Consider the following 12,729-nt stretch of genomic DNA (forward strand, 5'->3'; position numbering starts at 1 on the left):
TCTTGGGGAGGACGGCAGATCGGCGTTCAGGAGGGCTCACGACCTGGCGTGACGTCCTAGGGTGAGAATCGTGTCACCCCGCATCCGTGGTCTTCTCGCTTTCCGCGCCTGGCTGCAGTCGCGCCCGCTGGCGGCCGATGCGCTGCTGGCGGTCGGGTTGCTGCTGGTGGGGCTGCCTCAGCTGTTCCTCGATGACGTGGGGACGGGCGGTCTGGAGTCGCGGTTCCGGTCGCCGGACGTGCCGGGCGGTGTGCTGGTGGCGGTCATCGCGCTGGCGTTGGCGTTCCGGCGGCGTGCTCCGTTGCCGGTGCTGCTGTTCGTGGTGGCGGGCGGGGCGGTGTTGTCGGCGTTGAGGTATCCGCCGTCGGTGCCGGACGTGGTGGCGTTCCTGGTGGCGGTGTACAGCGTGGCGGCGCATCGGGGGCTGGCGCAGAGTGCGCTCGGCGGGTTGCTGGCGTGCACGTATTTCGTGGTGATGTTGTTGCTGCTGCCGGTGTCGACGTCGCCGATGGTGTTCCTGACCGATTGCGCGCTGGTGATCGGGGTGTGGATGCTGGGGCGGAATCTGCGGTTGCGGCGGGCGTATTTCGCGGAGCTGGAGAGCCGGGCGGCGCGGCTGGAGCGGGCGCGGGGGACGGACGCGCGGGCGGCGCGGATCGAGGAGCGTTCGCGGATCGCGCGGGAGCTGCACGATGTGGTGGCGCATCATGTGAGCGTGATGACGGTGCAGGCGGGGGCGGCGCGGCGGATCATCGACCGGGACGCGGGCAGTGCGCGGGACGCGATGTCGACGATCGAGGAGGTCGGGCGGACGGCGTTGAGCGAGATGCGGCGGATCGTGGGGGTGCTGCGGACGGAGCGGGACATGGATCGGGCGGGGGGCGAGCTGGCTCCGCAGCCGGGGTTGGGTGATCTGGGCGAGTTGCTGGATCATGTGCGGGAGACGGGGTTGTCGGTGCAGTTGTGGATCGAGGGCGAGGCGCGGACGCCGTCGCCGGGGGTGGACGTGGCGGCGTTCCGGTTGATCCAGGAGGCGTTGACGAACACGTTGAAGCATGCGGGGGCGCAGGCGCGGGCGTGGGTGCGGCTGTACTACACCGACGATCATCTGACGGTGGAGATCGAGGACGACGGGCCGGGGACGGCGACGATCATGGCGGGGGACGAGGCGCGTCCGGGGCATGGGCTGGTCGGGATGTACGAGCGTGTGGCGCTGTACGGTGGCGAGTTGCGGATCGGGCCGCGGGTCGGGGGCGGGTTCGGGGTTCGGGCCCGTTTCCCGCTGGAGGCGTAGGTTGTCGGGCATGAGCGGTGCGAGTCGAGGAGCGGGAACGATGGACGGGGCGGCGCGATGAGCGCGGTGCGGGTGCTGCTGGTCGACGACCAGCCGCTGCTGCGGACGGGTTTCCGGCTGATTCTGGAGGCGGAGCCGGACATCGCGGTGGTGGGCGAGGCGGGGGACGGTGCGGCTGCGGTGGAGTTGACGCGGTCGCTGCTGCCGGACGTGGTGCTGATGGACATCCGGATGCCGGGTGTGGACGGGATCGAGGCGACGCGGCGGATCATCCGGGACGGTGCGGCGTCGCATGATCCGAAGGTGCTGATCCTGACGACGTTCGATCTGGACGAGTACGTGATCGAGGCGGTGCGGTCGGGGGCGAGCGGGTTCTTGCTGAAGGATTCGCCGCCGGAGGATCTGGTGCAGGCGATCCGGATCGTGGCGGCGGGTGACGCGATCGTGGCGCCGAGCGTGACGCGGCGGCTGCTGGACAAGTTCGCGACGCGGCTGCCGGCGGCGCGGGATTCGGCGCCGCCGCCGGGGCTGGACACGCTGACCGAGCGGGAGCGGGAGGTGCTGGGTCATGTGGCGCGGGGGCAGTCGAACGCGGAGATCGCGGCTGAGCTGGTGGTGAGCGAGACGACGGTGAAGACGCATGTGGGGAACGTGCTGGCGAAGTTGGGGTTGCGGGATCGGGTGCAGGCGGTGGTGTACGCGTACGAGACGGGGTTGAGCCGGCCGGGTCAGAGCTGAGCCGTCCGCTTCTCTCCTGCGGCCGTGCGGGTGGTCGCGCGAGGTCAGGGGGGCCGTGTGCGGGGCGGGCCGTGGGCCTGCGGTGTTCGTGGCGGCGTCGGGGTCGTCTCGGGGTCGACCCTGTCTTCGGGGTGCGGAAGTCCTACTCCGGGAGGACGAGCGGGTGCGGGCGCGTCCTGCGGTGGGTGGACGGCCGATTCCATTCCCTGGGTGCATCTTCGGGGGGTTCGGGGCTTCTAGGGTTTCGGTAACGGATCGCCCGGTGGAGCGGCGGTCCGTGTTCATCCGCTGGTCTCACCCCTTCAGGAGTTCTCGTGACGAACACCGCCCCATCGACCGCCGATGCGCGTTCCGCGCCGGGGACGGCCCCCGGGACGGGCGATTTCGCCGCGCGGGCGGAGCAGATATCGAAGGTGTACGGGCGCGGTGACGCCCGGGTCGTGGCGCTGGACGCGGTGTCGGCGGGGATCCCGCGGGGGCGGTTCACGGCGATCATGGGCCCGTCTGGGTCGGGGAAGTCGACGCTGATGCACTGCATGGCGGGGCTGGACTCGGTGGATTCGGGTTCGGTGTTCGTGGGCGATACCGATCTGACGCGGCTGAAGGACAAGCAGCTGACGCGGCTGCGCCGCGACAAGATCGGGTTCGTGTTCCAGGCGTTCAATCTGGTGCCGACGCTGTCGGCGCTGGAGAACATCACGCTGCCGATGGACATCGCGGGGCGCAAGCCGGACGCGGCGTTGCTGGATCAGGTGATCGACACGGTGGGGTTGCGGCCGCGGCTGAAGCACCGGCCGTCGGAGCTGTCGGGGGGTCAGCAGCAGCGGGTGGCGTGCGCGCGGGCGCTGGCGTCCCGCCCGGAGATCATTTTCGCGGACGAGCCGACGGGGAACCTGGATTCGCGGTCGGGTGCGGAGGTGCTGTCGTTCCTGCGGGAGTCGGTGCGGGAGATGGGGCAGACGATCGTGATGGTGACGCACGATCCGTCGGCGGCGGCGTACGCCGACCAGGTGCTGTTCCTGTCGGACGGGCGGATCGTGGACACGATGGCGGACCCGACGGCGGACCGGGTGCTGGAGCGGATGAAGGGCTTCGACGCGCCCGCCGCTCCCCCGGTGCCCGCGGGGTCGGGCGTCGGCGCGGGTGAGGACGGCGGGGAGGGCCCGGCCCGATGATGGCGAGGGTCACGCTCCGCAATCTCGCGGCGCACAAGATCAGGCTGGTGCTGACGGCCGTCGCGGTGATCCTCGGCGTCGCGTTCGTGGCCGGCACGCTGATCTTCACCGACAGCATGAACCGGCAGTTCGACGACATGTTCAGCCGGATCGGGCAGAACGTGGCGGTGAGCGTGCGGGCGACGGACGAGGGCGGCGGGGGCCGTCCGGTGCCGGCGGCGGTCGTGGAGTCGGTCGAGAAGATCGACGGGGCCGAGAACGTCGTCGGGAACGTCAGCGGCTTCGCGGGGGTGCTGGGCCGCGACGGGGAGCTGGCCGGGCCGCCCGCCGGGCAGGGCCCGCCGAAACTCGGCGTGAACTGGGCCGACGACACCGGGTTCTCGATGGCGTCGGGACGGGCGCCGCGCGGACCGGCGGAGGTGGCGCTGGACGCCGACACGGCGAAGGACGCCGGGTTCGGCGTGGGCGACACCGTGCAGGTCGTCACGTCGGGGCCGGTGCGGAAGATGACGCTGGTCGGGCTGATCGACACCGGCGACCTGATGGGCGCGTCGGTCACCGCGTTCGACACGGCGACGGCGCAGAAGCTGCTGCTGCGGCCCGGGTACTTCACCGACCTGCAGATGGAGTCGGCGGGGGTGTCGGAGGCGGAGTTGCGCGACCGGGTCGCGGCGGTGCTGCCGGACGGGTTCGAGGCGATCACCGGGGAGCGGCTGCGGGAGGAGACGAAGTCCGACGTCGCGCAGATCATGGGGTTCTTCCGGACGTTCCTGCTGGTGTTCGCGCTGATCTCGGTGTTCGTCGGGGCGTTCATCATCTTCAACACGTTCTCGATGCTGGTGGCGCAGCGGACGCGGGAGCTGGCGCTGCTGCGGGCGGTCGGCGCGGCGCGGCCGCAGGTGACGCGGGCGGTGCTGGGCGAGGCCGTCGCGGTCGGGGTCGTCGGCTCGACGCTGGGCCTGGCGGCGGGTGCCGGTTTGGCGGTGACGCTGCAGGGCGCCGCCGGGTTCGACGCGTCGCTGGTGTTCACGCCGACGCCGGTGATCTGGTCGTACGCGGTGGGCGTCGTCGTGACGGTGGTGTCGGCGTACTTCCCGGCGCGGCGCGCGGCGAAGATCCCGCCGGTGGCGGCGATGCGCGACGACGTGGCGCTGCCGCAGCGGTCGCTGCGGATCCGGGTGGCGCTGGGGTCGCTGCTGACGGCGGCGGGCGCGGCGCTGATCGCCGCGGGGCTCGCGGGGTCGGGGAGCGGCGCGGTGGCGCTGGTCGCGGCGGCGCGTTCGCGGTGTTCATCGGGGTGACGATGCTCGCGCCGGTGATCAGCGTGCCGGTGGTGACGGTGCTGGGCGCGCCGTTCGCGCGGCTGCTGGGGGCGCCGGGGCGGCTGGCGCGCCGCAACGCGCTGCGGAACCCGCGGCGGACGGCGGCGACGGCGGCCGCGCTGATGATCGGCCTGGCGTTGATCACGGTGGTGAACGTGCTGGGGTCCACGATGCGGGCGTCGGTCGACCGGCAGGTCGACGAGCAGTTCGGCGCGGACTACATCGTGCAGGCGGCCGGGGGCGCCGCCGCGGGCGCGTCCGTCGGCACGGACGTCGCCGCGAAGGTCGAGCGGGTGCCGGGCGTGCGGGACGCCTCGATGATCTACGGCGGGCGCGCCGTGATCGACGGGGAGGAGGTCCGGTACGTGTCGGGCGACGCGGGGGTCGTCGCGGCGGCCGTCCGGCTGGAGACGGTCGCGGGGAAGGCCGAGTTCGGCGCGGACGGGATCCTCGTCGGCGAGGACAACGCGAAGGAGCACGGCTGGCAGGTGGGGTCGCCGGTGCCGGTGCGGTTCCCCGACGGGAAGACGGCGCGGTTGCGGGTCACCGGGATCTACACGGAGAACGCGATGGTGGGCGGGCAGATCGTCGACCCGCGCGTGTATCTGGCGCACACCGTGAAGCCGCAGGTCGACCTGGTGGTGGTGACGGCGGCGGACGCCGGGGCGGCCACCACGGACGCGATCGAGGGCGCGCTGGCCGCGTATCCGAACCTGGAGGTGTCGGATCAGGCGGCGTTGAAGGAGGAGGCGCGGCAGCAGGTCGACATGATGGTGAACGGGCTGACCACGCTGCTGCTGATGTCGGTGATCATCGCGGCGGTGGGGGTGGTGAACACGCTGGCGCTGTCGGTGATCGAGCGGACCCGGGAGATCGGGCTGCTGCGGGCGATCGGGCTCGGCCGCCGGCAGTTGCGCCGGATGATCCGCGTGGAGTCGATCGTGATCGCGGTGTTCGGTGCCGTGCTGGGCATCGGGATCGGGGTGGCGTTCGGTGCGGCGCTGCAGAACGCCCTCGCCGACCAGGGGCTGACGGTGCTGTCGGTGCCGGTGGTGACGCTGTGCGTGTACGTGCTGATCGCGGCGGTGATCGGTGTGCTGGCGGCGTTGTGGCCGGCGTGGCGGGCGGGGCGGATGGACGTCCTGAAGGCGATCTCCACCGAGTAGCGGCCCTCCCCCGGGCGGTGCGGAGGCGCCGCCCGGGGCGCGGCTTCGAAGGCCCGGAACGCGGAACACGCGAAAGACCCGGCTCCTCCCTTGCGGGAGGGGCCGGGTCTTTCGTATGCGGGCACCTTCGGGAACACCCCGCAGGAACGCCCCGCAGGAGCGCCCCGCGGGGGGCGCCCCGCCGGATCAGGCGTCGGTCTTGCCGACGGGCCCGTCGGCCTTGGCGGCGCTCTCGGGCTCGGCTCCGGGCGCGACGGTGGCGCGGGCGACCGCGTCGGTGGCGCTGACCGTGGTGTTCTCCGGGAAGTGGCAGGCGGTCTGGTGGCCGGGGCTGAGTTCGACCAGCGGCGGTTCGACCTGCTTGCAGATGTCCTGCGCCTTCCAGCAGCGGGTGTGGAAGCGGCAGGCGGGCGGCGGGTCCAGCGGGCTGGGCACGTCGCCCTGCAGCCGGATCCGCTCGCGGTCTCCGCGCCGGGACGGGTCGGGGACCGGCACCGCCGACAGCAGCGCGTTGGTGTAGGGGTGCATGGGCCGCTCGTACAGGTCGTCGCGGTCCGCGATCTCGACGATCTTGCCGAGGTACATGACGGCGACCCGGTCGGAGATGTGCCGCACCACCGACAGGTCGTGCGCGATGACGACGTAGGTGAGGTCGAGTTCGTCCTGCAGGTCTTCGAGCAGGTTGACGACCTGGGCCTGCACGGACACGTCGAGCGCCGACACCGGCTCGTCCGCGATGATCATCTTGGGCTTGAGGGCCAGGGTGCGGGCGATCCCGATGCGCTGCCGCTGCCCGCCGGAGAATTCGTGCGGGTAGCGGTTGTAGTGCTCGGGGTTGAGGCCGACGAGTTCCAGGATCTCCTGGACGGCCTTCTTGACGCCCTGCTTGGCCTGGATGTTCTGCAGCCGGAACGGGGCCCCGACGATCGCGCCGACGGTCTTGCGGGGGTTCAGCGACGAGTACGGGTCCTGGAAGATCATCTGGAGGTCGCGGCGGAGCGGCCGCAGCTTCCCCTGGGACATCCCGGTGATGTCCTGCCCCTCGAAGGTGATCTTGCCGAAGCTGGGGTCCAGCAGCCGCATGATCATCCGGCCGGTGGTGGACTTGCCGCAGCCCGACTCCCCCACCAGGCCGAGCGTCTCGCCCTTGCGGACCGAGAACGACACGCCGTCGACGGCCTTGACCGCCGCGACCTGCCGGCGCAGCAGCCCCGCCGTGACGGGGAAGTGCTTGCCGAGGCCGTCGACGTCGAGCAGCACCTCGCCGTCGCGCACCTTCGGCGCGTCCTCGCGGGGCTTCTCCTTGCGCACGGGGACGCCCCCGTCCGCCGGGACCTTCGCCGCCGTGCCGTCCGCCGTGCCCTTCGCCGCCGGGGCCTCTCCGCCCGGCGCCTTGCTCTCAGAAGTGCTCACAGTCTCGTTCCCCGCGCTCGTCACAGCTTCGGCCGGATCTCGTCGTTCCAGAGTTCCCGGCGCTTGGCGGCCGGCAGGTGGCAGGCCGCCAGGTGGCCGGGCTCGACTTCGGCCAGCTCGGGCCGGACGGTCGTGCTCTTGCCGTCGGTCTGGTCACTGTAAGGGCAGCGCGGGTTGAACGCGCACCCCGACGGGACGTTGATCAGGCTGGGCGGCGACCCGGTGATCGGCATCAGCCGCTCCGAGCGCTCGCGGTCCAGCCGCGGCATGGAACCGAGCAGCCCCCACGTGTAGGGGTGCATGGGGTTGTGGAACGCGTCGTCGACGGAGGCGTACTCGACGCAGCGGCCGCCGTACATGACCAGGATGTCGTCCGACAGTTCCGCGACCACCCCGAGGTCGTGGGTGATCATGATGACGGCGGAGTTGAACTCCTGCTGCAGGTCCTGGATGAGGTCGAGGATCTGCGCCTGGACGGTCACGTCGAGCGCCGTCGTGGGCTCGTCGGCGATCAGCAGCTCCGGGTCGCACGACAGCGCCATCGCGATCATCGCGCGCTGCCGCATGCCGCCGGAGAACTGGTGCGGGTAGTCGTCGATCCGCTTGTCGGGCTTGGGGATGCCGACCCGGCCCAGCATGTCGACCGCGTGCTTGCGCGCGACCTGCTTGGACACGTCGTTGTGCACCCGGTACGCCTCGACGATCTGCTGCCCCACCGTGTAGAAGGGGTGCATCGACGACAGCGGGTCCTGGAAGATCATCGCCATCTTGCGGCCGCGGAGGCGGCGCACCTCGCCCTGCGAGGAGCCGACGAGCTCCGTGCCGTCCAGCCAGATCTCCCCGGACACGTTCGCGTTGCGGCGGTTGTGCAGGCCGAGGATGCCGAGGCTGGTGACGCTCTTGCCGGACCCGGACTCCCCGACGATGCCGAGGGTGCGGCCCTGCTCCAGCTTGAACGACAGGCCGTCGACGGACTTGACGACGCCGTCGTCGGTCGGGAAGTGGATCTTCAGGTCGCGGACCTCGAGGAACGCCTCGGGAGCACCGTCCGCGGCGGCGGGGGGCGTCTTCTCGGTCATCAGCCCAGCCTCACTCTCGGGTCGACGATGGCGTACAGGAGGTCGACGATCAGGTTGATCACGACGATGGACGTGGCGGTCACGAGCGTGCGCCGAGGACCATCGGCAGGTCGCTGCTGTTGATGGAGCTGATGGCGAGCTGCCCGAGCCCGTGGATCCCGAAGGTGTTCTCGGTCAGCACCGCGCCGCCGAGCAGCAGCCCGAGGTCCAGGCCGAACACGGTCATGATCGGGGTCAGGGTGGCGCGGAGCGCGTGCCTGGTGACGACGGTCTTCTCCGGCAGCCCCTTGGCGCGGGCCGTGCGGATGTAGTCCTCGTTCATCGTTTCCAGCATGCCCGCTCTGGTGAGCCGCGCGTACATCGCGGCGTACAGGAACGCGAGCGTCACCCACGGCAGCACCAGCGACTGGAACCAGCTCACCGGATCCTCGGTGATCGGCCGGTAACTGCCGCCGCCCGGGAAGATCTCCAGGGTGTAGGAGAACAGGGCGAGCGACACCAGTCCGGTGAAGTAGATGGGCAGCGACACTCCCGCCAGGGCGATCATCATCGCGCCGCGGTCCCACTTGGTGCCGCGGCGCAGCGCCGACACGACGCCGGTGGTGATGCCGACGGCCAGCCAGATGACGGACGCGCCGACCGCGAGCGACAACGTCGCGGGCGCGCGGTCGAACAGCGTGGGCAGCACCTGCTGGCTGGAGTTGAAGGAGTAGCCGAGGCAGGGCGCGGAGCAGTGCTCGGTGGTCGGCCCGAGGTCGAGTTCCTTGCCGCCGACGATCCCCTTGAGGAAGTCGGCGTACTGGACCACGATCGGCTCGTCCAGCTTGAGACGCTCCTTCGTGTCCTGGATCGCCTCGGCGGTCGGGGCCTTGCCGACGTAGGCGGCCGCGAGCTGGTCGGTGGTCTGACCGGCCAGCTTCGGCAGACCGAAGAAGATGCCGAAGGTCACCAGCGTGACCAGCAGCAGCATGAGAACGGCCCCGATGAGGCGCCGGATGATGTATGCGAACACTATGCGCGGCCCCACCCGCCGGCCGGGCGGACCTGTGGGTCCGGCCCCGGCCGGCGGGCGTCGCCTTCACCTGCCTTCGGATGAATCGGCGAGCGAGCGGTTGATCACTCCACGCCCATGTTGAGGTAGTCGTACATGCCGCCGTAGCCACCGGTGATGCCGACGTTGGTGACGTTGCCCGGCCGGTACAGCAGCGCCTTGGCGTAGATGAGCGGGACGATGCTCGCGTTCTCCATCACCATCTTGTCGACCTCGCCGTAGATCTTGGTACGGGCGGCCTTGTCGGTGTTGGAGATGGCGTCGTCGAGCGCGTCGTTGATCTTCTGGTCGTCCAGCTCGGACAGGTTCGTCCCGCCGGACGGCTTGATCGCCGAGCCGTGCACGATCTGCTGCAGGAACCCGTAGCCGGTCGCCAGTCCGGGGCCCACGCCATGAGGATCATGCCGATGCCGTGCTCGTGGACGTAGTCCGGCACGCCGACGTACTTGTTGAAGTAGTCACCGGCCGGGTACTGCACGATGCTGACGTTGATCCCGACCTTCTTCAGCGCCTGCTGGATGGCCTGCGCCATCGCGACTTCCTTGTCCCGGTCGGACCGGGCGGAAATCTTGGTGGTGAAGCCGTCGGGCTGGCCGCACTCCTTCAGCTCCTGCTTGGCCTTGGCGATGGTGGCCTCGTCGAGACCGCCGCTCTCGGCCTGCTTCTGCGGGTACAGGTCGAACTTCTGGTACGACTCGAGGTTCGTCGGCTGCACCGTCGTGGCGACGTCACCGCCGGCGAGCGGGCCGCCGTAGGCGGTCTGCGCGGCGACCTTGTCCGTCGCGTACTGCACGGCGCGGCGGCAGTGGACGTTGTCGAGCGGCTTCACGTGCTGGTTCAGCGCCATGTACCGCAGGTAACCCTGGACGGGGTTGTCGACGTAGGGCTTCTGGTCGGCTGCGAGCACCTTCGGCTGCGCGGCCGCCTGGACGCCGACGCCGGCGATGTCCATCTCCAGGTCGCCGCTGAGCAGCCGCTGGTCGATGTCGTCACCGTTCTGCTTCAGCTCGACCGTGATCTTGTCCGGCAGAGCCTTGCGGATCGGGTCGGTGTTCTTGTCCCAGTGCGGGTTGCGCGACAGGGTCATCTGCTTGCCGCGCTGGTAGCTGTCGACCTTGTACGGGCCCGACGACACGATCGCCGTCTCGTACTTCAGGCCGGTGTCCTTGTCCTTCGGCACCGGCATGGTCTGCGACATCGCGACCAGGTAGTCGAACTCGGAGAACGGCTCGCTCAGGTTGAAAACGATCGTCTGATCGTCGGGAGTCTCGATGGACTCCAGGCCCTTCTCGGAGTCGTCCTCGTAGGGGCCCTTGTAGGGCTCCTCGTTGTCGACCAGGTACTGCTTGAAGTACTTCGGCCCGAGCTGCAGCTCCTTGGAGAAGTTGCTGCGCTCGACGGCGTACTTCACGTCCTTGGACGTCACGGTGGTGCCGTCGCTGAACTTCACGCCCGTGCGGAGCTTGTACGTCCAGGTCTTGCTGTCGTTGCTGGGCGTCCCGAGGCCGGTGGCCAGGTCGGGGACGACCTCCAGGCTCTCCTTGCCCGCGGCCGGCTTGAACGTCGTCAGCGCACGGCCGTAAAGGCGGGCGAAGTTCTGCGAGAAGGCGTAATAGGTGTTGCCCGGGTCCGGGGAGTCCCAGTCGTCGGAACTGGCGAGGCGGAGCGTGCCGCCCTTCTTGTCCGAGACGTTGACGACCTCGTTCACCGCGGCGTTGAAGCCGGGGCCTTCCCCCGAGCCGCCGGAGTCGCCGCCGCCGCAGGCCGCCAGGGCCCCGGCCGCGAGCACCCCGGCCGCGAGGGCCGAGATGGATCTCATCAATTTCATGTGCAGGCGCACCCCTTCACTTAGACGGGTCGGTTAACCCGAGGTCACTTGGCCCGGGGGTCGAGAGCGTCCCGCAGCCCGTCACCGAACAGGTTGAAGGCGAGGACGGTGATGAAGATGGCCATGCCCGGGATGATCATGTACATCGGGGCGGTCGCGTAGAGCGGGACGGCCAGGGTGAGCATGCCGCCCCACGACGGGGTCGGCGGGATGACGCCGACGCCGAGGAACGACAGGGCGGCCTCGAACAGGATGTTCGTCGGGATCAGCAGGGTGGAGTACACCAGGATCGGCGCGACGAGGTTCGGCAGGACCTCTTTGAAGAGGATGTATCCGTTGCGGGCGCCCATGCTGCGGGCGGCGTCGACGAACTCGCGCTCGCGCAGCGACAGCGTCTGCCCGCGGACGATCCGGCCGATGTAGGGCCAGTTGAAGAAGCCGATCACGAAGACGAGCACCGAGACCCGCAGCCCGTTGCCGCTCAGCCCGAACGAGCCGTCGCTGACGACGCCGACCAGGGCGATCGCGAACAGCAGCAGCGGGAAGGCCAGGAAGGCGTCCATGGCGCGGCTGATGAGGTAGTCGACCCAGCCGCCGAAGTACCCGGCGGTGATGCCGAGGATCGTGCCGAGGAACACCGACAGCAGCGTCGCCAGGAACGACACCAGCAGGGAGATGCGGGCGCCGTACACGATGCGGGCGAGCATGTCGCGGCCGGTGCCGGGCTCCACGCCCAGCAGGTGCTCGCCGCTGATGCCCGAGTGCCAGAAGCCGTCCCTGGGGCGGCTGTAGGTCGGGTCGATCAGGTTCTGGTGATAGGCCAGGGGATCCTGCACGAAGAACGGCCCGAAGATCGCGATGAGGATCAGCAGCAGAACCACGCCGCCGCCGGTGAGCGCGACCTTGTCCCGCTTGAGGCGCATCCACGCGATCTGGCCGAGGGAACGGCCCTGGATCTTCTTGCCCTGCATGCCCTGCAGGACCGATTCGGGCTGCGCCTCGCTATCGGAACCGGTCACCTCGATGGGTGCGGCCACGCTCTACCTCCTACCGTCCGGCCACTGGGTTTCAGGCCATGTCGCCGGCGTGCGACCGGCGATCGCGGAGATCATCCGCAGCCCCCGTGCCCGTTACGCCGCGTTTGCTGAAGGGAAACGTAGTCCTTCGGGCACGACTGTCCATCCGTGAGGCGGGCTGCGCCAGTACCCGTATCTGACTTGTGATCTCGTCGTCATCTCGGGCACACGTGTCATACGCAACTCGCCGGACAAATCGCCCGAATAGTACGGCCACCATCAGAGTGACTTGCAACCGAGCGGCCCCGAAACCGGGAACCTTTACCGGACCGAGTCCGTTCCGAGACTCTTCCTCCGCAGGTCAGAACGCTAGTGCACACCCGCCCCACGGGGCACGGACGCGCGCGGCGCGGCGCCGTGCCGGTCCTGCGGGCACCCCGGCGCGCACCGGCACAACCGGGTCACGGGGCGACCCCGGGGACGTCCTGACAAGTCGTGTCAGGAGCATGTCGGCAAAGAGAGCGTAAAGAAGGGGTGCCGGTACAGACGAGAGCAGGGCCTCCGGGATCGGAGGCCCTGCTCGGACGCCGGATCGCCCCGCGAGGCGGCGGACGCCGCGCGCGGGACGGAACGGGTCAGGAAATGCC

General features: G+C 70.0%; 10 protein-coding genes and 1 pseudogene. 5 read left to right on the plus strand and 6 right to left on the minus strand.

Translation table 11 applies throughout. The features are described from left to right. Positions 1-70: 70 nt before the first annotated feature. The 5 genes from BJF79_RS42805 to BJF79_RS64325 all read left to right on the plus strand — a co-directional run bounded on the left by BJF79_RS42805 (position 71) and on the right by BJF79_RS64325 (position 5,695). Entirely contained in the window at positions 71-1,294 is a 1,224-nt protein-coding gene (locus tag BJF79_RS42805; RefSeq protein ID WP_075906070.1) for a sensor histidine kinase, read from the plus strand. 57 nt (positions 1,295-1,351) lie between these two features. Beyond that, positions 1,352-2,032 (plus strand): response regulator, encoded by a 681-nt coding sequence (locus BJF79_RS42810; protein WP_075906057.1) that lies wholly within the window; start codon positions 1,352-1,354, stop codon positions 2,030-2,032. Between the two features lie 314 nt (positions 2,033-2,346). Continuing rightward, a complete protein-coding gene (locus BJF79_RS42815) occupies positions 2,347-3,207 on the plus strand; it encodes an ABC transporter ATP-binding protein (RefSeq protein ID WP_075906059.1) in 861 nt (286 codons plus the stop codon). Further along, on the plus strand, positions 3,204-4,508 hold the full coding sequence (locus BJF79_RS64320) for an FtsX-like permease family protein (protein ID WP_262403432.1): 1,305 nt from the start codon (positions 3,204-3,206) through the stop codon (positions 4,506-4,508). Before BJF79_RS42815 ends, BJF79_RS64320 begins: the two co-directional genes overlap by 4 nt. Next, positions 4,493-5,695, plus strand: coding sequence for an FtsX-like permease family protein (locus BJF79_RS64325; RefSeq protein WP_262403433.1), 1,203 nt, complete (start codon positions 4,493-4,495; stop codon positions 5,693-5,695). Before BJF79_RS64320 ends, BJF79_RS64325 begins: the two co-directional genes overlap by 16 nt. A 186-nt stretch (positions 5,696-5,881) precedes the next feature. On the opposite strand, the gene BJF79_RS42825 is transcribed toward BJF79_RS64325, so the two are convergent. The 6 genes and pseudogenes from BJF79_RS42825 to BJF79_RS42845 all read right to left on the minus strand — a co-directional run bounded on the left by BJF79_RS42825 (position 5,882) and on the right by BJF79_RS42845 (position 12,103). Then, positions 5,882-7,006 (minus strand): ABC transporter ATP-binding protein, encoded by a 1,125-nt coding sequence (locus BJF79_RS42825; RefSeq protein ID WP_075906072.1) that lies wholly within the window; start codon positions 7,004-7,006, stop codon positions 5,882-5,884. 122 nt (positions 7,007-7,128) lie between these two features. After that, the gene (locus BJF79_RS42830; protein ID WP_075906061.1) at positions 7,129-8,187 is read right to left on the minus strand and encodes an ABC transporter ATP-binding protein; all 1,059 of its coding nucleotides are present in this window, start codon (positions 8,185-8,187) and stop codon (positions 7,129-7,131) included. Next, positions 8,187-9,199 (minus strand): annotated as a pseudogene (locus BJF79_RS42835) (ABC transporter permease). Before BJF79_RS42835 ends, BJF79_RS42830 begins: the two are co-directional and overlap by 1 nt. Positions 9,200-9,303: 104 nt before the next feature. Further along, positions 9,304-9,441 carry a hypothetical protein gene (locus BJF79_RS64330; protein ID WP_262403434.1) on the minus strand — a complete coding sequence of 46 codons (138 nt, stop codon included), beginning with the start codon at positions 9,439-9,441 and terminating at the stop codon, positions 9,304-9,306. Further along, on the minus strand, positions 9,435-11,057 hold the full coding sequence (locus BJF79_RS42840; RefSeq protein WP_262403435.1) for an ABC transporter substrate-binding protein: 1,623 nt from the start codon (positions 11,055-11,057) through the stop codon (positions 9,435-9,437). The genes BJF79_RS64330 and BJF79_RS42840 overlap by 7 nt, the downstream gene beginning before the upstream one ends. A 53-nt stretch (positions 11,058-11,110) precedes the next feature. Then, complete coding sequence (locus BJF79_RS42845; protein ID WP_075906064.1) at positions 11,111-12,103, minus strand: ABC transporter permease; 993 nt, start codon at positions 12,101-12,103, stop codon at positions 11,111-11,113. Positions 12,104-12,729 lie beyond the last annotated feature (626 nt).

The sequence above is a fragment of the Actinomadura sp. CNU-125 genome, assembly GCF_001942465.1.
Taxonomy (GTDB): domain Bacteria; phylum Actinomycetota; class Actinomycetes; order Streptosporangiales; family Streptosporangiaceae; genus Spirillospora.